This is a genomic window from Sphingomonas sp. HF-S4, from assembly GCF_032911445.1.
In the GTDB taxonomy this organism is placed as follows: domain Bacteria; phylum Pseudomonadota; class Alphaproteobacteria; order Sphingomonadales; family Sphingomonadaceae; genus Sphingomonas; species Sphingomonas agrestis.
This window is the reverse complement of sequence record NZ_JAWJEJ010000001.1, coordinates 1,320,775-1,344,205: the sequence shown is the minus strand read 5'-3', so window position 1 is coordinate 1,344,205 and position 23,431 is coordinate 1,320,775. Positions and strand designations below refer to the sequence as shown.

Genomic DNA, 23,431 nt, shown 5'->3' with positions numbered 1-23,431 from the left:
GGCAGCGATGCCTAGCTGCACAACCCCGGATTGGCAAGCCGGGGCTTCCACGCTACGCCCCGCCGCGATGAAGATCGCAGCGCTAATCGTCGCCGCCGGGCAAGGGACGCGCATCGGCGGGACCGTGCCCAAGCAATTTGCGACCGTAGCCGGCAGGCCGATGCTGGCGCACAGCTATACCGCGCTGTCGTCACATCCTGCAATCGACGACGTCGTGGTGGTGATCGGCGAAGGGCAGGAACCAGCCCTTACCGCCGCTATTGGCACGGCCCGCCACGTTCTCGGCGGCGCCACCCGCCGCGAGTCGGTGGCCAATGGCCTCGCCGCGATCGACGCCGAACGCGTGCTGATCCACGACGCCGCCCGCCCCTTTCTCTCGCATGCCGTGATCGACGCGCTGCTTGCCGCGCTGGAAACCCACGAAGGCGCCCTCCCCGCTCTCCCCGTCGCAGATACACTCGCGCGCGGGGGCGAGGTGCTCGGCGAGACCGTGCCGCGCGACGGCGTCGTCCGCGTCCAGACCCCGCAGGCCTTCCGCACCGCCACGGTCCGCGCAGCGCACGCCGCGTGGCCCGCCGATCGCGAAGCTACCGACGACGCGCAGATGGTCCGCGCGCTCGGCCGTCAAGTCGCGCTCGTCCCCGGAGACATCGCCCTGGAAAAGATCACCCATCCCGCCGACTTCGCCGCCGCCGAGGCGCGCCACGCGGCGACGCTGCGGGTCCGCACCGCGCAGGGCTTCGACGTTCATCGTTTCGCCACGGGCAAGGAGCTTTGGCTCGGCGGCATCCGTATCCCCCATGACAAGGGCCTCTCGGGCCATAGCGACGCCGATGTCGCGCTCCACGCGATCACCGACGCGCTGCTCGGCACGATCGGCGCGGGCGATATCGGCATGCATTTCCCCCCAAGCGACCCGCAATGGCGCGGCGCCGCTTCGGCGCGCTTCCTCGAACACGCTGCCACGCTACTTGCCACAGAGGGCGGGATCATCGACTTCATCGACGTGACGATTCTCTGCGAAGCCCCCAAGATCGGTCCGCATCGGGACAGCATCCGCGGCAGCATCGCCGCTATACTCGGTCTCGCAGTCGGCCAGGTCAGCGTGAAAGCCACCACGACAGAGCGGCTTGGCTTTACAGGACGGGGCGAAGGCATGGCCGCGCAGGCGATCGCCACCGTCCGCCTGCCCGCGGCGACGGCATGACTCGCCACGGAAACATCCCAGTGGCAGAGGCCTGAGCCTATGGACACGATTCTCCCGCCCCAACTCGTCGACTCGGCCCGCAAGGTGCTTGAGGCCAATCGTGCCGCGGGGCGGAAGATCGCCGTGGCCGAAAGCTGCACCGGCGGGCTGGTCAGCGCCGCGCTCACCGAGATTCCCGGCTCGTCCGATGTGTTTGAGGCCGGCTTCGTCACTTATTCGAACGAAGCCAAGATGGAGGTGCTCAAGGTCAGCAGCGACGTGCTCGAGACTTTCGGCTCGGTGTCGATCGCGGTTGCCTGGAGCATGGCGCAGGGCGCGCTGAGACGCAGCAACGCCGATGTGGCGGTGGCGATCACCGGCATCGCCGGCCCCGACGGCGGCAGCGAGAAGAAGCCGGTCGGCACCGTAGTGTTCGCCCAGGCCGAGCGCGGCGCCGATCCGCAGCACATCGTCGCCGATGCGCGACATTTCGAGGATACCGGCCGCGCCGGGGTGCGGCTCCAGGCGGCGCTGTGCGCGCTCGAACTGCTGATGCCGGGCGAGCCCGCCGAAGCGTCTGGCGCCGACGCCTGAGCGTCAGCCGCAGGCCCAGTCAAACTCCAGCTCGCGGATGTCGAGCTGCGCATTGCCGCCGCCGAAATTATACCCGCCAAGCGCCTCCTCGAACTCGATATAATAGGGACTGAACTCGGGTACGCCCTGAATCGGGCGCATCGTCCCGCCGAGATGGTTGGGCGCATGGTCCTTGAGCCAGGGCTGTTCACGCCATTCGCCGTCCGGCGCAGTGTAATAAGGCGAGCGATAGCCGTTCGCGGCATCCTCGTTACCCCACGTCTCCTGCGGGGCCAGCCCGGCATTGGGGTCGTCCGCGCGCGCGATCAGCCGCAGCGGGCAATGGATCGACCAGGGCTCGGCGGGGTCGCGGAACGGAGTCCGCCCGCTGAACCTCTCGAAGGCCGGTGCCGCGCCCTCTGACAACCATGCCGGGGCCGCCGCATCGTGCGACGGATCGGCGATCGGCGCAGGCGGCGCACAGGGCGGTCCTTCATATTCCGCCCGCGTCAGCAGCACGGCGGCATAGGCGTAATCGAGGATGTCCCGCATTCGATGCAGCCGGGGATGCGCCTGGCGTGCGCGCTGCCACCATGCCGACAGCACGGGATCGTCGGGCGCCGTATCGCCCGGTGCATCGATCAGCGCGGCGACGGCATCGTTCCACACCGAGGCACCCCCGTCATTGCCATCCACCGGCGTCGCGAAGAACGAGAGCGCGACGATCTCCGGCCCATGCACGCGATAGTCTTCGGGAAGCAACAGCGTGAAGCCATGCACCAGTGGATGGCCCGTCACGGGATCGAGTGGCCATTGCTCGGGCGCTATCCCCGGCGGCAGCCCATAGCACCATCCATCCTCGCCGCGGTCCGGATTGCCGGTGCGCCACGGCCCGACATCGATATCATAGGCGTGCATCATGATCTCCCTCGTGAGCGTAGAAGTAGAGGGACTTTGTGCAGTGCGTCATCCCGGAGACAGTGCTCGCGGGACGATCGGAGGCTGGACAGCGTCAGGGCGGTCTCAGGCAGCGCTATGGGTGCCCGCATCGCCATAGAGTCGCGCGGCGCGCTCCTCGAAGGCGTTGATCATCTTCCGGAGCGCGCGATCGAACACTTGCCCCGCGAGCATCTCGAAAACGCGGTTCTTGAACGCGAAGTCGACGCAGAAATCGACTAGGCAGCCGCCCTGCCCGTCGCTGCGGAACGTCCAGTCGTTGTTGAGGTGCTTGAGCGGCCCTTCGAGATAGTCGACGCGAATATGCCCCGGGCGCTGCTTTTCGACGCGCGAGGTGAAGCTCTCGCGTAATCCCTTGAACCCGACGATCAGATCCGCAACCATCTGCGTATCGCTGTTCGCGCGCACCCGCACCGCGCTGACCCAGGGGAGGAACTCGCCGTAACGCTCGACATCGGCGACGAGGTCGAACATCTGCTCCGGCGTATAAGGCAGCGCGCGCGTCTCGCTATGCTTGGGCATCAGACGGCTGCGGCAGCCTTCGCCAGCTTGGCCGCTCGCGCATCGCGCATCTTCGCGAAATCGTCACCGGCGTGATAGCTCGACCGGGTCAGCGGCGACGAGGCAACCAGCAGGAAGCCCTTGGCGCGCGCAATCGCCCCATAGGAACCAAACGCCTGCGGCGTGACGAAATCGATCACCTTGGCGTGCTTCGGGGTCGGCTGGAGATACTGGCCCATCGTCAGGAAATCGATGTCGGCGCTGCGCATGTCGTCCATTACCTGATGGACCTCGAGCCTCTCCTCGCCGAGCCCGAGCATGATCCCAGACTTGGTGAAGATCGACGGATCGAGCCGCTTGACCGTCTCGAGCAGCCGCAGCGAGGCGTAATAGCGCGCGCCCGGGCGGATCGTCGGATACAGCCGCGGCACGGTCTCCAGATTGTGGTTGTAGACATCGGGCCGCGCCGCGACGATCATCTCGACCGCCGCTTCGTGCTTGTTGCGGAAATCGGGCGTGAGGATCTCGATCGTCGTCGTCGGGTTCGACTTGCGGATCGCCTCGATCACCTTGACGAACTGCTTCGCGCCACCGTCGGGAAGATCATCGCGATCGACCGAAGTAATGACGATATGCTCGAGCCCCATCTGCGCCGCGGCATCGGCGACGTTCTGCGGCTCCATCGGGTCGACGGCACGCGGCATACCCGTCTTGACGTTGCAGAAGGCGCAGGCGCGCGTGCACGTGTCGCCCAGGATCATCACCGTCGCGTGCTTCTTCGACCAGCACTCGCCGATGTTCGGGCAGGCGGCTTCCTCGCACACCGTGGTGAGGCTCTTCGATCGCATCAGCGCGCGCGTCGCGGCGAAGCCCTCCGAAGTCGGCGCCTTGACGCGGATCCAGTCGGGTTTGCGTACGCGCTCGGGGCGGGGCAGCGGCGACATCTCGTTCATGAGGGCCAGATAGCGATCCGCGCTTGCACACACAACAACTGCGCTTGCATGCCGGGTTGCAGTTTTCGATTGCACGCCGGCTTCGCAACCGCGCGCATTGGGCTAAAGAGACGCGATGACCGACTATAACGCCCTGCTCACCGGCTATCAGCGCTTCCGCCAGAATGGCTACAGCGAACAACGCGAACGCTGGGACGAGCTCTCCGAGGGCCAGAGCCCGAAGGTGATGGTGATCGCGTGTTCGGACAGCCGAGTCGATCCCGCGCAGGTGTTCGACACTTCGCCAGGCGAAATCTTCGTTGTCCGCAACATCGCCAACCTTGTCCCGCCGTTCGAGCTCGGCGGCGGCCGGCACGGCGTTTCGGCGGCGCTCGAATTCGCCGTGACGCAGCTCGAAGTCCCCGAGATCGTCGTACTTGGCCACGGCGCCTGCGGCGGCGTCCATGCGGCGCTGACTCAGCGCTTCAAGGGCGCGCCCGCGGGGCGCGGCGGCTTTATCGCGCATTGGGTCGATATGCTCGACGAGGCACGCGAGCGGATCATCGCCGAGCATGGCGACGGCCCCGAGGCGATCCACGCGCTCGAACTCGAGACGGTGCGCGTATCGATCGCCAATCTGCGCACCTTCCCGTGCATCCCCGAGCGCGAGGCTGAGGGCACGCTCAAGATCCACGGCGCCTACTTCGCGATCCGCGACGGCGTGCTTCACGTTATGGACGAGGACGGAGCATTCGCTCCGGCATGAAGCTTCGCACGCCCCTGCTTGCCCTCGCCGCTATCGGGGCGACGCCTGCATATGCCTGCTCCGTGGTGCCGGGCTACCGCGTCCCGAGCAATTACGAACTAGTCGATAAGGCTGATCTGGTCGTGCTGGCCCGCGTCGCGTCGGGGCCGGCGTCCGAGGCGCTCAAGGACGGCAATTGGGGCAAGCCGCAGGTGCGGCTGGAGCCGATCCGCGCGATCAAGGGCGTGCTCCCCGCCGAGCCGCTCGCCGTTTCCGGCTATGTCTCGATCGACGACCGGCCGACGCCGCGTTTCCCGACCCCGCTCCATATCGTGCACCCGAGCGCATTGATGGGCGCCTGCATCCGCCAGCAATATGCGGTCGGTGCATTGGTCGTCGCGGTCTTCAAGCGCGACGGCAAGCAATTCCACCAGGAGGGTTCGCCCTTCGCCCGCTCGGTCGAGGATGTCGAAGGCGTCAACGGCACCTGGGTCCGCGCCGCGGACAGCTATGCCCGGATCGTCGCGCTGCCGGCGAAAGAGCGGCCCGCGGCGCTCGAAGCCGAAGCCAGGCGACTGCTGGACTCAAGCGACGACACCGCCGCCCCGGCGATCGCCGCGGACATGTTCGCCGCGCTCGAGCAACTGCCGGACTGAGTTAGCGCCCGAGCGCTTTCCTCGCGATCTTCTCGACTTCGGGGTCGAGTTCGGGCGGCTCCATCGGCACTCGCTTCTCCAGCGCATCGGCGATCGCGGTCAGCGCGGCAATGCGCGCCGCCTTCTTGTCATTGCCGTCCACCACGATCCAGCGGGCAAGCTTGGTGTCGGTGCGCTCGAACATCTCGGCCATCGCCTCGAGATAATCCGCCCGCTTCGCCCGGTTGCGATAATCGTCGAGGCCGGTCTTCCAGCGTTTCCAGGGATGGTCGAGCCGCGCGCGTAGCCGCTCGTCCTGCGTTGTCTGGGTGACGTGAACGAACACCTTGACCAGTGTCGCGCCGGTCTCGACCTGTTGGGCCTCGAAATCATTGATTTCGTCATAGCCGCGCCGCCACTCCGCCTCCTTGGCGAAGCCCTCGACCCGCTCGACCAGCAACCGGCCATACCAACTGCGGTCGAAGATCGCGATATTGTGCTGTGCGGGCAGCCGCCGCCAGAAGCGCCAGAGGAAATGGTGCGCCAGTTCCTCGGGAGTCGGCGCCGAGATCGGCCAGACCTCGTAATAGCGCGGATCCCATTCCGCGGTAAGCCGCTGGATGATCCCGCCCTTGCCCGCAGCATCCCAGCCCTCGAAAACGACGATCGCGCGCCGTTTGTGCACGATGTGCGCATAGTGGATGCGGCTGAGCCGCTTCTGGAGCTTTTTGAGCGCCTTTTTATAGTGCCCGTCAAAGGCGTCGCCCGCCTCGTAGTCGCTGAGATCGATCGCCATCCCGCCTCCTTGTCTGCGAAGCAACGTATGGGCAGTCAGCGCGATCCCGCAACCAGCCGGGTATCGACGCGATTGGCGAGCGCACGGCCCGCCTCGGCATCGCTAATGCTCGACAGCGTGGTGCGCGCGATGGCCTCCAGGGCTTCCTCGGTGAGGAAGGCCTGATGCCCGGTCACCAGCACATTCGGAAAGGTGAGCAGCCGCTGGAACAGATCGTCCGAGACGATCTCATCGGAGAGGTCTTCGAAGAACAGGTCGGCCTCCTGCTCATAGACGTCGAGTGCCACCGCGCTGACCTTCCGGGCCTTGAGCCCGCCGATCAGTGCGGCAGTGTCGATCAGCGCGCCTCTGCTAGTATTCACGATGACCAGGCCATCGCGAGCGCGCGCGATTACATCGGCGTCGATCAGGTGGCGCGTCTCAGGAGTCAGTGGGCAGTGCAGCGTGACGATCTCCGCCTCTGCCAGCAGCGTGGCGCAATCGACATAGCGCACGCCGATCGCGGCGAGTTCGGGATCCTCGACGACGTCGCTTGCCAATACCTCGCAATCGAAGCCGAGCCGCAGCGTCCGCGCTACCAGCGCGCCGATCTTGCCGGTGCCGATCACGCCGGCGGTGCGGCCGTGAAGGTTGCGCCCGATCAGCCCGTCGAGCGCGAAATTATTCTCGCGCACGCGCGCCCAAGCCCTTGGCACCTTGCGATCGACCGCGAGCAGCAGCGCGATGGTGAATTCGGCCACGGCATGCGGCGAATAGGCGGGCACGCGCACCACCGTGATCCCGAGCCGCTCGGCCGCGGCAATATCAACATTGTTGAACCCGGCGCAGCGCAGCGCGACCAGCTTCGTGCCGCCCTCAGCGAGCTTTCCGAGCACCCCCGCGTCGAGCACGTCGTTGACGAACACGCATACCGCCTGGTGCCCCGCCGCGAGCGGCGCAGTCGCCAGGTCGAGCCGGGGCTCGAGGAAATGGAGGTCGTGCCCGAACCCGGCATTAGCCTGCGTCAGGAAGCGCCGATCATAGGCCTTGGTGTTGAAAATCGCGACACGCATCGCCTTCTCCCTCGCGGGAAGCGACTAGCAGGCGACGACGTTAACCGCGAGGCCGCCCTGGGCAGTTTCCTTGTACTTCGAGCGCATGTCCTCGCCAGTCTGGCGCATCGTCTCGATCACCGCGTCGAGGCTGACGATGTGGCTGCCGTCGCCGTGCATCGCGAGATAAGCGGCGTTGATCGCCTTGATCGCGCCCATTGTGTTGCGCTCGATGCACGGGATCTGGACGAGCCCGCCGATCGGATCGCAAGTCAGGCCAAGATTATGCTCCATGCCGATCTCGGCGGCATTCTCGATCTGGGCGTTGGTCGCGCCGAGCGCGGCGGCTAGGCCCGCGGCGGCCATCGAGCAGGCGACGCCGACTTCGCCCTGGCACCCCATCTCGGCGGCGGAGATCGAGGCCCGCTTCTTGTAGAGAAACCCGATCGCCGCCGCGGTGAGCAGGAACACGCGGGCGCCTGCCGGCGTGGGGCTCGCGCAGAAGGTCTCGTAGTAGCGCAGCACCGCCGGGATCACCCCAGCGGCGCCATTGGTCGGCGATGTGACGACGCGGCCACCGGCGGCGTTCTCCTCGTTGACCGCGAGCGCCCAAAGGCTGACCCAGTCGAACACGAGGGAAGGATCGCTGCGCGGTCCCCGCGCGATCAGGCGCTGGTGGAGGTCGCGCGCGCGGCGCTTGACCTTGAGCCCGCCGGGCAACTCCCCTTCTCCGCGGCAGCCGCGGTCGATGCACGCCGACATCGCCGCGCGCAGGCTGTCGAGGAACGCGTCTGTCTCGGCATCATCGCGCCACGCCGCTTCGTTGGCGCGGACGATATCGGCGATGCTCACGCCCTGCGCTTCGCCCACGGCGAGCAACTCGGCGCCCGAGCTGAACGCGAACGGGAGCGCGACATTGGCCTGGGGTGGCTCGCACCCGCCCTCGACGATCGCGCCGCCGCCGATCGAATAGACGAAGCTCTCATAGGGCTCGCCCTCGGCATAATGCGCGACGAAACGCATGCCGTTGGGGTGTGCGGAGAGGAAGCGATCCTCGCGGAACACGAGATGATGCCCGTCGACGAACGGGACGGATACATGGCCGCCGAGCACCAGCGTCGCCTCGGCACGGATCGTGTCTACGATCGTAGCAACCGCGTCGGGGTCAACGGTCTCTGGGCGGTAGCCGGCAAGGCCGAGCATCACCGCGGTGTCGGTGGCATGGCCGCGGCCGGTGAGCGCGAGCGAGCCGAACAACTCGCAAGAGACAGCAGTCGGCGTACCGCGATCGAGCGCGGTCTCGGCAAAAGCCGCGGCGGCGCGCATCGGTCCCACGGTGTGCGAGCTCGACGGGCCGATGCCGATCGTGAACAGGTCGGCGATACCGATGGTAGCTTCCGCCCGAGCGCGGGCCCGAGCGTTAGCCTCGTCCGACATAGTCTCTCCTGCCCGGCGCTTGCCGCCGGTTAGTCGTTCGCCTGCTTGGCAAGATCCGCCGCCACCTGCGGCGCGAGGCGGATGTTGAGTTCCTTGAGCTGCTTCTCGCTGACGAAGCTCGGCGCCTGCATCATCAGGTCCTCGGCCTTCTGGGTCATCGGGAAGACGATCACCTCGCGGATGTTGGGCTCATCGGCCAGCAGCATGACGATGCGGTCGACGCCCGGCGCCGATCCCCCGTGCGGCGGGGCGCCGAACTTGAACGCATTGATCATGCCCGCGAAGTTGGTGTCGACATCGGTCTGGCTGTACCCGGCAATCTCGAACGCCTTGTACATGATCTCGGGCTTGTGGTTCCGGATCGCGCCCGAGCTCAGCTCGACGCCGTTGCAGACGATGTCGTACTGATAGGCGAGGATATCGAGCGGGTCCTTGCCCTCCAGCGCCGCGAGCTCGCCCTGCGGCATGCTGAACGGGTTGTGGCTGAAGTCGATCTTGCCGGTGTCTTCGTCGGCCTCGAACATCGGGAAATCGACGATCCAGCAGAATTCGAAGCGCGACGCGTCGATCAGTTCGAGCTGCTCGGCCGCGCGGGTACGAGCGAGGCCGGCAAGCTTGGCGGCCTGCGCTTCCTTGCCGGCGGCGAAGAAGATGCCGTCGTTGGGGCCGAGGCCCATCGCCTCGGCGATCGCCTTCATACCGTCCTGGCCGTGGTTGTTGGCGATCGGGCCGCCGAACACGCCGTCCTTCTGGGTGGCGTAGCCGAGACCCGGGAAGCCTTCCGACTGCGCCCAGCTGTTCATGTCGTCGAAGAACTTCCGGCTCTTCTCATGCGTGCCCGGCGCCGGAATCGCGCGGACGATATCGCCGCCCTCGACGATCGACGCGAAACGCCCGAAGCCCGAACCTTTGAAGAAGTCCGAGACGTCGGTGATCAGCAGCGGGTTGCGCAGATCGGGCTTGTCGTTGCCGTACTTGAGCATCGACTCGCGGTACGGGATGCGCTGGAACGGCAGCGGCGAGACGCTGCGGCCCTTGCCCTCCCAGTCTGCAAACTCTTCAAACACGCCGTGCAGCACGGGCTCGATTGCCGCAAAAACATCGTCTTGCGTGACATAGCTCATCTCGAAATCGAGCTGGTAAAATTCACCCGGCGAACGGTCGGCGCGCGCATCCTCGTCGCGGAAGCACGGCGCGATCTGGAAATAGCGATCGAAGCCGGCGACCATCAGCAGCTGCTTGAACATTTGCGGCGCCTGGGGGAGCGCGTAGAACTTGCCCGGGTGGACCCGCGACGGGACCAGATAATCGCGCGCGCCCTCGGGGGAAGAGGCCGTTAGGATCGGCGTCTGGAACTCGGTGAAGCCTTGGTCGATCATCCGACGGCGCAGCGAGGCGATGACGTTCGAGCGCAGCAGGATGTTCTTGTGCAGCCGCTCACGGCGCAGATCGAGGAAGCGATAACGCAGGCGAATATCCTCGGGATATTCCTGGTCGCCGAACACCGGCAGCGGCAATTCCTGCGCGGCGCCCTGCACGGTGACTTCGGCGGCACGGAGCTCGACCTCGCCGGTGGGCAGGTTGGGGTTCACCGCAGCGGCGTCGCGCGCGACCACGGTGCCGGTGACCGTGATCACCGACTCGCTGCGCAACGACTCGATCGCGGCAAAGGCTGGGCCGCTGACGTCGGTGACGATCTGGGTGATGCCATAATGGTCGCGCAGATCGATGAAAACCAGGTCGCCATGATCGCGCTTGCGGTGCACCCAGCCAGAGACGCGGACGGTCTGGCCGACATCGGCGGCGCGGAGCTGGGCGCAGGTGTGCGTGCGATAGGCGTGCATGTCGGGCATCAACTTTTACGTGAGTGAAACGGGATCGGCTGCGCTTTCCCCTCCCACCCTCTTTTGTCAACCCGAAGTCCGGTCTATGGGCGCTCGATGCATATTCATGGTCTGATCGAAGACAGCGCCGCCCTCGCCAATCTCTGCGCCCGCTTTGCCAACAAGCCGTACATCTGCGTGGACACCGAGTTCATGCGGGAAAACAGCTACTGGCCCGAGCTCTGCCTCATCCAGATCGCCGACGACGAGGAAGCCGCGGCGATCGATCCGATGGGCAGTATCGACATGCAGCCGCTGCTCGATCTGCTGGTCAACAACGAAGACGTCCTGAAGGTCTTCCATGCCGGCGGTCAGGATATCGAGATCGTCTACAACCTCACCGGCAAGACCCCGCACCCACTGTTCGACACCCAGGTCGCGGCGATGGCGCTCGGGCAGGGCGAGCAGATCGGCTATTCGAACCTCGTCGATACCTATCTCGGCATCACCGTCGACAAGGGCGCCCGCTTCACCGACTGGAGCCGCCGCCCGCTCGACAAGCGCCAGATCGATTATGCCATCTGCGACGTCACCTACCTCTCCGAGATCTTCCCGCGGATGCTCGAGAAGCTCAAAAAGACCGGCCGCGGCGCCTGGCTGGACCAGGAAATGGAGCGGCTCGCCGATCCCGAGAATTATCACAACGACCCCGATCTCTCGTGGCAGCGCGTCCGCATCTCGAGCCGGAAGCCCGAGGTGCTCGGCCGCCTCAAGGCGCTCGCCCGCTGGCGCGAGATCGAGGCGCAGGGCAAGGACCTGCCGCGCGGCCGCATCATAAAGGATGAGACCCTCGCCGATCTCGCTGGCAATCCCCCGCGGAAACAAGGCGATCTCGCCAAGGTCCGCGGGCTCTCGCCGGCCTGGGGCGGCAACGATATCGGCGGGCGGTTGATGGCAGCGCTCGAAGGCGCCAAGCCGATGTCGGGCGACGAACTCCCCGCGCGCGACGACCGCAAGCCTGCGCTCGGCAAGGACGGCGCGCTTGTCGCCGATCTGCTCAAGCTGCTGCTCAAGATCCGCGCCAAGGAAATCAACGTCGCCGCCCGCCTGCTCGCCCGCTCGGACGATCTCGAATCGCTCGCCGCAGGCGTGCGAGAGGGGCTCCCGATCCTTGAAGGCTGGCGCTTCGAGCAGTTCGGCCGCGATGCGCTCCAGCTCGTCGAGGGTCAGCTTGGGTTCACCGTGCGCAACGGAAAGCTCAAGATGACACGAACCGAGGAACCTTCCGAATGATCCGCTTCGCCCTCCCCGCCCTCGCGCTTGCGACGATCGGCTGCACCCAGACTCCGCCGCCCGGAGCCGAAGTGCCGGGCGTCGAGTGCAATGCCGCCAAGCTGGGCACGCTGGTCGGAAAGACGCGCAGTGCCGCAGTGGAGGCAGAGGCGCTCAAGCTGTCGGGTGCCAAAACGGTGCGCTGGCTTGCCCCCGACTCGGCGGCGACGATGGATTTCCGCGTCGACCGGCTAAACCTCTACACCGATGCCAGCGGCAAGATCACGCGTAGCGGTTGCGGTTAAACTTCCAATACCGGCTCCTTGCCGAACGCCGCGGCCAGTGCCTTGTGGCGTTTCTCGACCGCCTCGCCATACAGGGCTTCGTCCTCGGGTTCGAGCGCCAACGCAAGCGTTCCATCCTCGAGCGCGACGTGCGAGCGCCTGAGCGGCGCGGCGACTCCGCCGCTCAGCCGCTGGCCCAGCCGGATCGCAAGCCCCCAGAGCCGCGCCCGCGCCAGTGATGCTTCGTCGGCGAGTTGTTCGAGCTGCGTCGGGGTGCCGAGACCGCCGCCCAGCGCAGTGTAGAGCGCCTGTGCGAGCACCGCGCGGCCGATCGCGTCGATCGCCACCCAATTGCCGTGCAGCGCGATCTCCATGCCCCGTTCGGCGCGGAATTCGGGGTTGGCGCGCCAGCCGACATCGGCGAGCAGGCACGCCGCGTGGCGCAGCCGGGCCAGTTCGGGCGCGTCGTCGAACAACGGCGCGATCCAGGCGTCGATGACGTCGCCATGCTCGGGAAAGCGTCCCGAGCGCTCGCCCTCGTCGCGTGCGGCGGCGATCAGCGGGTCTTCGCGGCGCTGCTCGGGGCTGAGCCGCTGGTAGAGCAGCCCCTCGCGCAGCCCATAGGCGGAGACGAGGCTGCCGCTGCTGCCGAGATGCTTGAGCACGCTGGCCAGCAGCGCGGTCGCATCGCCAAGCGTCGGAATGCGCGCACCCGAAATGTCCGGGATTGCCTTGAGTTCGGCCCGCGGAATCTCGGCGAGCACCTGCTGCAGCGCCCCGACACGATCAAGAGCGATCGGATATTGGTGGACTACCGGCAGCGGATAGCCGGTCCGATGCATGTCGAGCCGCGCCAGCGCACGCCACGATCCGCCGACCAGATAGAAGGGCAAGTCCTTGCCACGCCCTGCCCAGCCCGACTCGGCGATCAGCTTGGCCACCCGCCGGTCGAGCGCACCTTTGCCCTCTGCGCGGATCGCCCCGAGCCGCAGCACGCCAAGCGGAAACGACACCCGGTCGGTCACCGTGCCCGCGACCACGCGCACAAGCTCGAGGCTGCCGCCGCCGAGATCGCCGACCACGCCATCGGCCTCGGGTATCCCCGACAGCACCCCCAGGCCCGAGGCCGTCGCTTCCTCGACTCCCGAGAGCAGCTCGACGGTCAGGCCCAGCTTCTCGGCCGCCGCGATCAATTCGCCGCCATTGGAGGCGTCGCGCACCGCCGCGGTCGCCACCGTGCGCAATTCGCTTACCTGCATTTCACGCGCCAGGGACGCAAAACGCGAGAGCGCGCCGCGCGCGCGCTTGAGCCCGCTCTTGTCGATCGCCCCGGTTTCGCTCAGCGACCGGCCGAGCCCGGCCATCACCTTTTCGTTGAACAGCACGGCCGGCAGCCGCGCTGCGCCTTCATAGACGACGAGGCGCACCGAGTTCGAACCGATGTCGATGATCGCCTGACGTGCCTTGGCGGGCGCAACCTGTTGCTCCGCTTTGCGGAGGAGTGTTGCCATCAACTTTCCTTTTTCGGGGCTCGCCGCCGCTTGAGCGACAGCTTGGGAACCGGCTTGCGCTTTTCGAGCGCCGCGCCGCGCCCGGAGAGCGAGGGGTTCGTCATGAAATAGCGATGCAGGTTGAACGGCGTCTCGCCCGGCTCGGCGCGGACATAACGGCCGTCGGGCTGGAGCTGCCAGCTCTGCTCGTCGTCGAGCAGATTGGCGACCATCACCTGGTCGAGCACCTGATCGTGCACGGTCTTGTTGAGGACCGGCAGCATGAATTCGACGCGGCGATCGAAATTGCGCGGCATCCAGTCGGCCGAGGAGATGAACAGTTTGGCGCCGTCGCTCGGCAGCCCCTTGCCGCTGCCGAACGCCCAGATGCGACTATGCTCGAGGAAGCGCCCGACGATCGACTTGACCCGGATATTCTCCGACAGCCCCGGCACGCCCGGCCGCAGGCAGCATATGCCGCGGATCACGAGGTCGATCTCCACCCCGGCGCCGCTTGCCTCGTAGAGCTTCTCGATCACCGTGGGATCGACCACCGAGTTCATCTTGGCCCAGATAGCCCCAGGCCTTCCAGCGCGGGCATGCGCGATCTCGGCGTCGATCAGCGTGATGAGCTGGTTGCGCAGGTCGCGCGGGCTGATGTTGAGCAGGTTGAGCGACTCGGGCTCGACATAGCCGGTGACATAGTTGAACAATTGCGCCGCATCGCGCCCTAGCCGCGGATCGGCCGTGAAGAAGCTCAGGTCGGTGTAGATGCGCGCGGTGATCGGGTGGTAATTTCCCGTCCCGAAATGGCAATAGGTGCGGAAGCCATTGCCCTCGCGCCGCACCACCATCGAGATCTTGGCGTGGGTCTTCCAGTCGATGAAGCCATAGACGACCTGGACGCCTGCGCGCTCGAGCGCGGTCGCCCAATAGAGGTTTTGCTCCTCGTCGAACCGGGCCTTGAGCTCGACCACCGCGGTGACCGACTTGCCCGCTTCCGCAGCAGCAATGAGGGCATTGATCACCGCCGGCTGCTTGCCGGCGCGATAGAGCGTCTGCTTGATCGCCACCACGTCGGGATCGCTCGCCGCCTGCCCGAGGAACGAGAGCACCACGTCGAAGCTCTCATAGGGGTGGTGGACGATGATGTCCTTGGCGCGGATCGCCGCGAAGCAATCGCCGCCATATTCGCGGATCCGCTCGGGAAAGCGCGCGACGAACGGCGTGAACTTGAGGTCGGGACGGTCCTCGTCGACCAGCGCCGAGAGGTCGCCGATGCCCAGGAACCCGCCGGTCTCGGTCAGCAGCGCTTCGCTGCCGCCCAGTTCCTCCTTGAGCACCGCCTCCAGCTCGGGGGCGATACCGTCCTCCATTTCGAGGCGGATCACGCGTCCCCGCCGCCGGCGCTTGATCGCCGAGCGAAAGGTCATGACGAGGTCTTCGGCTTCTTCCTCGATTTCGAGGTCGCTGTCGCGCAGCACGCGGAACGCCGCTGATCCCAGCACGTCGTAGCCTGGGAACAGCAAATGCGAGAAGCGCTTGAGCAGGGTCTCGACCGCAACATAGCGCGCCGGCTCGCCAGGCAGGCGGACGAAGCGCGGCATCGTCGTCGGCAGCAGTACGAGCTCGCGGATCGGCTCGCGGTCCGATCGCCGGACTAGGTCGAAGATAACGCTCGACCCCTGGTTGGGGATGAACGGAAACGGATGCGCTGGATCGAGCGCCTGCGGAGTCAGGATCGGGAAGATCTGGTCGCGGAAATGCTTCTCCAGCCACGCTTCGGTCTCGCCCTCGATCTCGTCGGATTCGAGAACGTGGATGCCGACCTCGACGAGCTGGACGCGAATGTCGTGCCACACGCTCTGCTGGCTGTCGGCGAGGATCTCGGCCTCTTCGGAGATCGCCGCGAGCTGCTGCCCGGGTGTCCGCCCGTCGGCCGAGCGCGCCTCGACCTGCTGGAGCTGCTGCCCCATCAGCCCGGCGACTCGGACCATGAAGAACTCATCGAAATTCGATCCCGAGATCGACAGGAAGCGCAGCCGTTCGAGCAGCGGATGCGCGCGGTTGCACGCCTCCTCCATCACCCGGCGATTGAAGGCGAGCCAGCTCAACTCGCGATTGAAATAGCGCTTCACCGGTTCGCTCGGCGTATCCGTCATTCTAGGTCCCTCTTCGGCCCGCTTGCGTGCTGGCTTGGTCATGGCCCTAGGGTTCGTCCGTTGCGGTTATGAGACCGTTCGCCGCCAGCGCCTCGCGCACCGCCGGGATCGAGAGGCGATTGTCGGTTTCCGACTCCAGTGCATCGGCAACGCGCAGTATCGCAACATGGCTGCGTTCGATGCGCTTGGCGAGCCAGGCAACAACATCGGGCTTGGCATGGAGCAGGTGCCGTTCAAAGGCACGCTCGATCAACTGAGGCACGAGCGCGTCGTCCGGTGGTCCAAGCTCAAGCAAGGGTGAAGCGGCAAGCCGCGAGCGCAAGTCGGGCAGCTTGACGTCCCAGATCGGCGGTGGCGTTTCGGCCACGATCAGCAGCGGCCGCCGCTCCTGCTGCGCCTGGTTCCAGGCGTGGAAGACGTCCGTCTCCCTGGCACGATCGGCATCGTCGAAGATCCGCCCGCCGCTCTTCGACGCGAAGATCCGCGCGAGCAGGCTGCGCCCCGATTTGCGCGGGCCGACGAGCAGCGCACTCATCACCGGCCAGGTCGCCCAATGTTCGAGTTGATGGACGGCACGCGCGTTCGATTCGCCGACCAGGAATTCCGTCTCGCCTGCTTCGGGCAGTCCGAGCGGAAGGCGCAACTGGCTCATTTGGCCGCCGGGGTCGCCGTATTCTGCGGGCTGGGCGACGCCGCAGGCGCGCTCCCGCCACCACGACGGATGCGCAGCACGCCGGCGCCTTCCTGCACCTGCCAGCCGCGCGCCTCGAGCGCCGAGCGCAGGCTCGCCTGCGGCCCGTCGAACGCGACGCGCATCACCGAGATCCCGCCCAGCGCCAGACTGGTCGTCGCAGCCGAGCGAATACCGGGCACACCGCGAATCGCCGATTCGGAGGCATTGAGCGCGGCGACGTTGGGCGTCTCGACCTGCACCGTATACGTGGCACTCGCCGTGCCGCTTGCACTCGCCTCCGGCGTGACCGCGGCGGCAGCTGCTGCGGCTGCGGCAGCTTCGGCCTCGGCAGCGAGCTGTTCGGCAGTCTTGGCCACCGGCGGCCGCACCGCGAGCAGTGGATCGGGTCGCAGGGTCCCCGACGCCAGCGCCTTCTGATAGGCCTGGTCGAGCCGCTGGATGCCCGCATCGAGCAGTGCATCGAGCGATTCGCCATTGTCGACCCGCAGCGCGAAGCTGGTGATCGGGCGCTTGTCGGGGCCGTGATTGGCGGCGAAGATGCCGATGATCGGCCCGCCGGGATATTCGCGGCGAAGCTGCACCTCGGCGACGAGCACGTCGGACGCACCATATTGGTCGAGCACCGTGCGCCACCAGTTGCGCCCGCGGCGCAGCGTCTGCCCGGCATTGACCAGCATCGCGTCGGAGCCCGTCGGGCGCAGCCGGACATAGTCGATCGTGCTGCCACCGCTGCGGAAGCGGTTCCACGCGCGCGACCAGGCGGTCTCGCGCTCGAACACGCGGCCGACTCCGCCCGAAAACTCCAGCGGGACCAACAGCATCGGCGCAGAGCGGCTCACTGCAGTCGAGACGCCGAGGATCGCTCCCGCCCTGCCGCGATCGAACAGCACGCCGAGCTTGGCGACATAGCGATTGGGGCCGATCTGCTCGCGCTCGACGACGATCCCGGTGACCAGCGCGTCGAGCGCCGAATCGCCGAGGCTCGACTTCTTGCCGGTCAGCCGCTGTGACAGCATTTCCCAGCCCTTGCGCTGCGCGATCCGCCACCCGCCCTGGCGCGCGATCTCCGCGGTCTTGCCGCTGACATCGACCTGGACGCCCGAAACCTCGAAGCTCCCCGATGCGTCGATCGGCACCGCGCTGGCGCCGCCCGGCCCCTGCGCGACGACCACGCTGGCGCCCGCAAGTGCGAGCGCGCCGGCCAATCCGATGGTGAGCGAAATCCGGGACAACTGCATGCGGCCGCCCTTTTGGCGAAGCGGGCGCGGGAAGCCAAGCAGCGATTGCGCCGTTCGCCTCGGAGCCGGGAGAAGAACGGCCATTCAACAAGCTCAGAGCGAACGAGCAAGGTGTTTTACCATCCTCATTCGGACAGAGCTTGTCGATGCTTCGCCCTTCTTCTGCCCGACAGCACGAACGGGTGTTCCGATTCCCGCAACTCCCCGCTAAGCGGCTCCGCATGAGCGAAGACAAAGGGTATACCTACGCCCAGGCGGGCGTCTCGATCGCGGCCGGCAACGCGTTGGTGCGCGCCATCGGCCCGCTGGCCAAATCCACCCGCCGCCCCGGCGCCGACGCCGCCTTGGGCGGGTTCGGCGGGGTGTTCGACCCCAAGGCGGCGGGGTTCAAGGACCCCCTGCTGGTCGCGGCGAACGATGGCGTCGGCACCAAATTGAAGCTCGCGATCGAGCACGACGCGCATGACGGCGTCGGCATCGACCTCGTCGCGATGTGCGCGAACGACCTCGTCGTCCAGGGCGCCGAGCCATTGTTCTTCCTCGACTATTACGCCAGCGGCAAGCTGGTCCCCGAGACCGCCGAGCGCGTCATCGCCTCGATCGCCGACGGATGCCGCCAGGCCGGCTGCGCGCTGATCGGCGGCGAGACCGCTGAGATGCCGGGCATGTATGCCGAGAACGACTACGACCTTGCTGGCTTCTGCGTCGGCGCGGTCGAGCGCGACCAATTGCTCGACGGCAGCGCGATCCGCCCCGGCGACGTGCTGCTAGGCCTCGGCTCGACCGGCATCCACTCGAACGGCTTCTCGCTCGTCCGCCGCCTCGCCGCGGACAAGGGCTGGAAGCTCGATCGCCCCGCGGTGTTCGACCAGGACGTGATCCTGCTCGACGCGCTGATGGCACCGACGCGCATCTATGTCGCGAGCCTGCTGCCCCAGCTCCGGAAAGGCACGATCCACGGCCTCGCCCACATCACCGGCGGTGGGCTGCTCGAAAATGTCCCGCGCGTGCTGCCCGAGAATTGCCATGCCCGCATCGACGCGAGCGCCTGGCCGCTGCCGCGGCTAATGGCGTTTCTCCAGGCACAGGGCAATATCGAGCCCGAGGAGATGGCGCGGACCTTCAATTGCGGGATCGGCATGGTCGCGGCAGTGGACCCCGAGCATGCCGAAGTAGTTGCTGCCGAGCTTACCGAAGCCGGCGAGACGGTATTCCGCATCGGCGCGGTCGAGGAAGGCCCGCGCGGCTGCACCGTCTCCGGGCCCGCCGAGACCTGGAGCGCGCGCAGCGACTGGAGCGCGACGCATGCCGGCTAGGCTCCCCTCCCGCAAGCGGGAGGGGGCAGCGTGACTCGCAAGAAGCTCGGCATCCTGATCTCCGGCCGCGGCTCGAACATGGCCTCGCTGGTCGAGGCGTCGCGCGCACCCGACTGTCCCTACGAAGTCGCGCTCGTCGCCAGCGACAAGCCCGAAGCTGCCGGCCTCGCCTGGGCGCAGGACAACGGCATCGCCACCTTCGCCCAATCCCCCAAGGGCATGGTGAAGCCCGACTATGAGGCGAAAATCGACGCAGCCCTGCGCCAGGCTGGGGTCGAGGCGATCGCCCTCGCCGGCTATATGCGCCTTCTCTCCGACGACTTCGTCGCTCGCTGGCGCGGCCGGATCGTCAACATTCACCCCTCGCTGCTTCCCAAGTACAAGGGCCTAGATACCCACGCGCGTGCCATCGAAGCCGGGGACGGCCATGCCGGCGCTTCGGTCCATATCGTTACCGAGGAACTCGACGCCGGCGAGGTGCTCGGCCAGGCCGAAGTCGCTATCCTGCCCGACGACACCCCCGAAAGCCTTGCCGAACGCGTGCTGAAGGAGGAACATCGGCTCTACCCAAGGGTAGTTGCCGAGTTCCTATGTCCCAAGAATCCGCCAAGCTGAGCCAAGATCCAGATTCCGCCCTCGAGCAAGTCCGCGCGCTCGCGCTCGGCCTTCCCGAAGTCGAGGAGCGCCCCAGTCACGGCCAGCCGACCTTCTTCGTCGGGGGCAAGCAGTTCGCGCAGTTCCGCCACGATCATCACGGCGATGGCAGCACGATCGTCGCGGTGAAATGCGCCGATGACGAGGAGGGCCCGAACCTGATCGCGCTCGCGCCGGACAGCTATTCGCGCGTCGCTTATCTCGGCGCGGGCTGGATCGGCCTCGCGGTCGGCCATGACGACACCGATTGGGCGCATGTCGGCGATCGCATCGCGCGCAGTTGGGAGCTTGCCGCCCCGCGCCGCCTGCTCGAAGCCGGTGGCCGCTGACGGAACGGGCGCCGCGCTGCATAGTTCTCTCCCGAACGGTCGCATCGCGCACAACGGCGCGCACGGGAGAGTGCATCGATGAGCGAAAAAATCGCCCCGCAGGGACCCGAAAGCGAACCGGGCGTCGCGACGGCAGAACAAGGGCTGGTGCTGCTCGACGGCCCCGACGGCGTCGCCATTTCCATGACCCCCGAAGCTGCGGAGGGCACCGGCCGCAGCCTGATCGCCGCCGCCGCGGAGGCCGCGGTCCAGCGCGCCGAAGGGGCGCATTCGCGCTAGCCCCTTGCCCAGCCCCCATCGGCCCCGCGATAAGGGGCACACATGATCAGGATCGCCAGCTACAATATGCGCAAGTCGATCGGAACCGATCGTCGGCGCCGTCCGGAGCGGACGCTCCAGGTGCTGTGCGAGGTCAACGCCGACGTCATCGCGCTGCAGGAGGCAGATCGCCGCTTCGGCACGCGCGAGGCGGTGCTGACCGGCCACCTGCTCGCCGAGCATGGCGACTGGAAGCCGATCCCGTTCGGGATGCGTGCGCGCTCGATGGGCTGGCACGGCAACGCGCTGCTCGTCCGGAAGGACGCCCAGATTCTCGATTGCGAGGCGATCCACTTGCCCGCGCTCGAGCCGCGCGGCGCAGTGATGGCCGATGTCCGCGTCCGCGGCCAGGTGCTCCGGGTCGTCGGCATGCATCTCGACCTTTCGGGGCTGTGGCGCCGCCGCCAGGCGCATGCGATCATCGCGCACCTTAACGCTAGCGCCCAACAATACCCGACGGTGCTGATGGGCGACCTCAACGAATGGAGCGCGCACAGCGGCTGCCTGCGCGACTTTGCCCAGCATTTCCATTTCGCCGATACCGGCAAGAGCTTCCACGCCCGCCGCCCGATGGCGCGGCTCGATCGAATCATGGCCAGCCGCGACCTGGCGATCGGCGCAGCGGGGGTGCATGAGAGCCTCAACGCGCGAACCGCTTCGGACCATCTGCCCGTCTGGGCCGAAGTCAGCCCCGCCTGATGTCCGAGATCCGCGACAAGGAGCTGCGGCTCGCGCTCGTCTGCTATGGCGGGATCAGCCTCGCCGTCTACATGCACGGCATCACCAAGGAGATCTGGCGGCTCGCCAGCGCGAGTTGTGCCGCGCGTGAAGGCGAGGACGGCAATGGCGTCTATCGACAGCTGCTCGACGAGATCCGCGAGACTTCGGGAATCAATCTGCGCGTGCTGGTCGACATCCTCTCGGGGGCGAGCGCCGGCGGGATCAACGCGATCTTCCTGGCCCAGGCGATCACCACCGGTCAGTCGCTGGATCCGCTCACCGATCTGTGGATGAAGCACGCCGATGTCGAAGCGCTCATCGAGCCGCGCCAGGCCCCCGCACACCGCTTCGCCAAGATCTGGGCGACGCCGATCGCGTGGATCGTCGCCAATCGCAGCAAGACGATCGACGAGACCGTCGAGGCGCACGCGCGCGACGAGGTCCGGCTCAAGCTCGAGCATTTCGTCCGCTCGCGCTGGTTCGAGCCCCCGTTCGGCGGCAAGCGGCTGCTCAACACGCTGCTCGACGCCTTCGCGGCGATGGCGCAGCGGCCCAGCTACCGGCGCCTGCTTCCCCCCGGCCAGCCGCTCGACCTGTTCGTCACCGTCACCGATTTTCGCGGCCACGCCGAGGAATTGCGGCTCAATTCACCGCCCAAGGTCACCGAGACCGAACATCGCCTCGTCTTCTCGTTCAGCGACCATGGCGACGAGCAGGCGCCCCTCGCCGATGCGGCGGAGCTCGCTTTCGCCGCCCGTGCGACCTCAAGCTTCCCCGGCGCCTTCCCGCCCGCGACGATCGGCGAGATGGATGCGCTGCTCGCCGAGCGCGAGGCCGAATGGCCGGGGCGCGACGCCTTTCTCGAACGTGCCTTGCCGCATCAATGGACCGACAATCGCGCCGAGAATGCCGTGCTGATCGACGGGTCGGTGCTCGCCAACGCCCCGTTCCGCCCGGCTATCGAGGCATTGCGCGAGCGCCCCGCGCGCCGCCAGGTCGATCGCCGCTTCGTGTTCATCGATCCCTTTCCGGACTTCCGCTTCGATTTCTACGGCTCGCCCCAGGGCCAGCCGGGGTTCTTCGAGACGATCATCGGCTCGCTTTCCGAACTGCCGCGCGAGCAGCCGATCCGCGACAATCTGGAGGCTATCTCGGCACGATCGGACCGGATCGAGCGGATGCTCGGAATTCTCACCGAGATCCGCTCCGAAGTGGAGATCCAGGTCGAGGCGCTATTCGGCTACACCCTGTGGCTCGATTATCCCACGCCCAAGCGCCTCGCGAGCTGGCGCCGCCGCGCGCAGGTCGCCGCCGCGGCCAAGGCGGGCTACGGCCATACCGCTTATGGCCTGCTCAAGGTCGACGGGACGATCGATCGTATCGGTCGCCTGCTCTACACGATCGGCGACAGCCATTCGCCCGAGAGGCTGCGCGAAATCCGCGAAGCCGTAGCGCATGCGGTCCAGGCCCGCGGCGGCGATCGCTTCGGCGCAACGCTCTCAAACGGCGCCAGCCCGCAGACGCTCGAATTCCTCCGCGCGCACGACCTTGGCTTCCGCATCCGCCGCCTGCGGCTGCTCGCGCGTCGGCTGAGCGAGATAGACTTGCCCAGCTCGCACGCCGAGCTGCTGCCGATGCGCGAGGCGATTTACGAATCGCTTGCCGCCTATCTCGAGCTCAAGCGCTCGGACAATTTCGCCGATCTGCGTGGCGCGGTGCGTGACATGACCGACGATGCCGGGCCGATCCTCGACCTGCTCGCCGACCGGATGCAATTGAAGGCGCTCGACCACGCCACCGACGCGCGCCTATCCGACGGGTTCAGCGCACTATCGAAGGATCTCCGCCGCCCGATGCTGCTCGCGCATCTCGGCTTCCCCTTTTTCGACATCGCCACTCTTCCGTTGCTTCAGGGCGAGGGCATGGACGAGTTCGATCCGATCCGCGTCGATCGCATCTCCCCCGACGATGCCACCGCAATCCGCACCGGCGGCGCCGCGGCGACGCTCAAGGGGATCCAGTTCAACAGCTTCGGTGCGTTCTTCAGCCGCGCCTATCGCGAGAACGACTATCTCTGGGGCCGTCTCCACGGCGCCGACCGGCTGATCGACATCGTCCTCTCGGCACTGCCGTTAGACGATCGCCTTCCCGAGCAACGCGTCATCGCAATCAAGCGCCACGCCTTCCACGCGATCCTCGACGAGGAAGAGCAAAGGCTGACCGCCATTCCCGGCCTCTTTGCCGAGCTGCGAAACGAGATCGGCTGAAGAATCTCCCGCTCCTCTTGAGAGCGGGAGAGTTGGCAACATCGCCCGCCCGGCCTAGAGTTGCTCCCGGT

Annotated in this window: 23 protein-coding genes; 12 read left to right on the top strand and 11 right to left on the bottom strand. The window is 66.9% G+C overall.

The annotated features are described in order from the left end of the window. Window positions 1-67: 67 nt before the first annotated feature. Together RZN05_RS05720 and RZN05_RS05715 are read left to right on the top strand one after the other, a co-directional pair. Entirely contained in the window at window positions 68-1,207 is a 1,140-nt protein-coding gene (locus RZN05_RS05720) for a bifunctional 2-C-methyl-D-erythritol 4-phosphate cytidylyltransferase/2-C-methyl-D-erythritol 2,4-cyclodiphosphate synthase (RefSeq protein ID WP_317225655.1), read from the top strand. Window positions 1,208-1,246: 39 nt separating this feature from the next. After that, entirely contained in the window at window positions 1,247-1,780 is a 534-nt protein-coding gene (locus tag RZN05_RS05715; RefSeq protein WP_317225654.1) for a CinA family protein, read from the top strand. 3 nt (window positions 1,781-1,783) lie between these two features. Here the strand turns inward: RZN05_RS05715 and RZN05_RS05710 are convergent, their stop codons facing one another. The 3 genes from RZN05_RS05710 to lipA all read right to left on the bottom strand — a co-directional run bounded on the left by RZN05_RS05710 (window position 1,784) and on the right by lipA (window position 4,170). Continuing rightward, a complete protein-coding gene (locus RZN05_RS05710; protein WP_317225653.1) occupies window positions 1,784-2,680 on the bottom strand; it encodes a hypothetical protein in 897 nt (298 codons plus the stop codon). A gap of 102 nt (window positions 2,681-2,782) precedes the next feature. Further along, complete coding sequence (locus RZN05_RS05705; RefSeq protein WP_317225652.1) at window positions 2,783-3,238, bottom strand: type II toxin-antitoxin system RatA family toxin; 456 nt, start codon at window positions 3,236-3,238, stop codon at window positions 2,783-2,785. Beyond that, window positions 3,238-4,170: a lipoyl synthase gene (lipA, locus tag RZN05_RS05700; protein WP_317225651.1), complete on the bottom strand. Its 933-nt coding sequence runs from the start codon at window positions 4,168-4,170 to the stop codon at window positions 3,238-3,240. Before lipA ends, RZN05_RS05705 begins: the two co-directional genes overlap by 1 nt. A gap of 115 nt (window positions 4,171-4,285) precedes the next feature. Here lipA and RZN05_RS05695 point away from each other — a divergent pair, with 115 nt between their 5' ends. Together RZN05_RS05695 and RZN05_RS05690 are read left to right on the top strand one after the other, a co-directional pair. Then, a complete protein-coding gene (locus RZN05_RS05695; RefSeq protein ID WP_317225650.1) occupies window positions 4,286-4,915 on the top strand; it encodes a carbonic anhydrase in 630 nt (209 codons plus the stop codon). After that, complete coding sequence (locus RZN05_RS05690) at window positions 4,912-5,550, top strand: hypothetical protein (RefSeq protein WP_317225649.1); 639 nt, start codon at window positions 4,912-4,914, stop codon at window positions 5,548-5,550. Before RZN05_RS05695 ends, RZN05_RS05690 begins: the two co-directional genes overlap by 4 nt. A 1-nt stretch (window position 5,551) precedes the next feature. On the opposite strand, the gene RZN05_RS05685 is transcribed toward RZN05_RS05690, so the two are convergent. The 4 genes from RZN05_RS05685 to aspS are packed head-to-tail and all read right to left on the bottom strand — an operon-like array spanning window position 5,552 to window position 10,637. Further along, window positions 5,552-6,325 (bottom strand): polyphosphate kinase 2 family protein, encoded by a 774-nt coding sequence (locus RZN05_RS05685; RefSeq protein ID WP_317225648.1) that lies wholly within the window; start codon window positions 6,323-6,325, stop codon window positions 5,552-5,554. Between the two features lie 35 nt (window positions 6,326-6,360). Beyond that, the gene (locus RZN05_RS05680; RefSeq protein ID WP_317225647.1) at window positions 6,361-7,377 is read right to left on the bottom strand and encodes a 2-hydroxyacid dehydrogenase; all 1,017 of its coding nucleotides are present in this window, start codon (window positions 7,375-7,377) and stop codon (window positions 6,361-6,363) included. A gap of 24 nt (window positions 7,378-7,401) precedes the next feature. After that, entirely contained in the window at window positions 7,402-8,793 is a 1,392-nt protein-coding gene (locus RZN05_RS05675) for an L-serine ammonia-lyase (RefSeq protein ID WP_317225646.1), read from the bottom strand. Between the two features lie 29 nt (window positions 8,794-8,822). Continuing rightward, window positions 8,823-10,637, bottom strand: a complete 1,815-nt coding sequence (gene aspS, locus RZN05_RS05670) for an aspartate--tRNA ligase (RefSeq protein ID WP_317227570.1) — start codon at window positions 10,635-10,637, stop codon at window positions 8,823-8,825. Window positions 10,638-10,733: 96 nt separating this feature from the next. On the opposite strand from aspS, the gene rnd reads away from it, so the two are divergent. After that, window positions 10,734-11,909 carry a ribonuclease D gene (gene rnd / locus RZN05_RS05665; protein WP_317225645.1) on the top strand — a complete coding sequence of 392 codons (1,176 nt, stop codon included), beginning with the start codon at window positions 10,734-10,736 and terminating at the stop codon, window positions 11,907-11,909. Beyond that, window positions 11,906-12,193 (top strand): I78 family peptidase inhibitor, encoded by a 288-nt coding sequence (locus RZN05_RS05660; RefSeq protein WP_317225644.1) that lies wholly within the window; start codon window positions 11,906-11,908, stop codon window positions 12,191-12,193. The genes rnd and RZN05_RS05660 overlap by 4 nt, the downstream gene beginning before the upstream one ends. Here RZN05_RS05660 and RZN05_RS05655 read toward each other — a convergent pair. Genes RZN05_RS05655 through RZN05_RS05640 form a run of 4 tightly spaced genes read right to left on the bottom strand, consistent with a single transcriptional unit; the run spans window position 12,190 to window position 17,756 of the window. Further along, window positions 12,190-13,683: a Ppx/GppA family phosphatase gene (locus RZN05_RS05655; RefSeq protein WP_317225643.1), complete on the bottom strand. Its 1,494-nt coding sequence runs from the start codon at window positions 13,681-13,683 to the stop codon at window positions 12,190-12,192. The two genes, RZN05_RS05660 and RZN05_RS05655, sit on opposite strands and share 4 nt — an antisense overlap. Next, window positions 13,683-15,866, bottom strand: a complete 2,184-nt coding sequence (locus RZN05_RS05650) for an RNA degradosome polyphosphate kinase (protein WP_394804784.1) — start codon at window positions 15,864-15,866, stop codon at window positions 13,683-13,685. Before RZN05_RS05650 ends, RZN05_RS05655 begins: the two co-directional genes overlap by 1 nt. A gap of 4 nt (window positions 15,867-15,870) precedes the next feature. After that, the gene (locus RZN05_RS05645) at window positions 15,871-16,476 is read right to left on the bottom strand and encodes a P-loop NTPase family protein (protein WP_317225641.1); all 606 of its coding nucleotides are present in this window, start codon (window positions 16,474-16,476) and stop codon (window positions 15,871-15,873) included. Next, window positions 16,473-17,756 (bottom strand): heavy-metal-associated domain-containing protein, encoded by a 1,284-nt coding sequence (locus RZN05_RS05640; protein ID WP_317225640.1) that lies wholly within the window; start codon window positions 17,754-17,756, stop codon window positions 16,473-16,475. The genes RZN05_RS05645 and RZN05_RS05640 overlap by 4 nt, the downstream gene beginning before the upstream one ends. A gap of 221 nt (window positions 17,757-17,977) precedes the next feature. Between RZN05_RS05640 and purM the strand changes: the two genes are divergently transcribed. The 6 genes from purM to RZN05_RS05610 all read left to right on the top strand — a co-directional run bounded on the left by purM (window position 17,978) and on the right by RZN05_RS05610 (window position 23,360). Next, entirely contained in the window at window positions 17,978-19,072 is a 1,095-nt protein-coding gene (gene purM / locus RZN05_RS05635; protein WP_317225639.1) for a phosphoribosylformylglycinamidine cyclo-ligase, read from the top strand. A 78-nt stretch (window positions 19,073-19,150) separates the two neighbouring features. Beyond that, complete coding sequence (purN, locus tag RZN05_RS05630; protein WP_317227569.1) at window positions 19,151-19,687, top strand: phosphoribosylglycinamide formyltransferase; 537 nt, start codon at window positions 19,151-19,153, stop codon at window positions 19,685-19,687. Further along, entirely contained in the window at window positions 19,663-20,055 is a 393-nt protein-coding gene (locus tag RZN05_RS05625; protein WP_317225638.1) for an MmcQ/YjbR family DNA-binding protein, read from the top strand. Before purN ends, RZN05_RS05625 begins: the two co-directional genes overlap by 25 nt. 78 nt (window positions 20,056-20,133) lie before the next feature. Continuing rightward, on the top strand, window positions 20,134-20,334 hold the full coding sequence (locus tag RZN05_RS05620; protein WP_317225637.1) for a hypothetical protein: 201 nt from the start codon (window positions 20,134-20,136) through the stop codon (window positions 20,332-20,334). Window positions 20,335-20,376: 42 nt separating this feature from the next. Then, complete coding sequence (locus RZN05_RS05615) at window positions 20,377-21,072, top strand: endonuclease/exonuclease/phosphatase family protein (RefSeq protein WP_317225636.1); 696 nt, start codon at window positions 20,377-20,379, stop codon at window positions 21,070-21,072. Further along, a complete protein-coding gene (locus tag RZN05_RS05610; RefSeq protein WP_317225635.1) occupies window positions 21,072-23,360 on the top strand; it encodes a patatin-like protein in 2,289 nt (762 codons plus the stop codon). The genes RZN05_RS05615 and RZN05_RS05610 overlap by 1 nt, the downstream gene beginning before the upstream one ends. The last annotated feature ends 71 nt before the right edge of the window (window positions 23,361-23,431 follow it).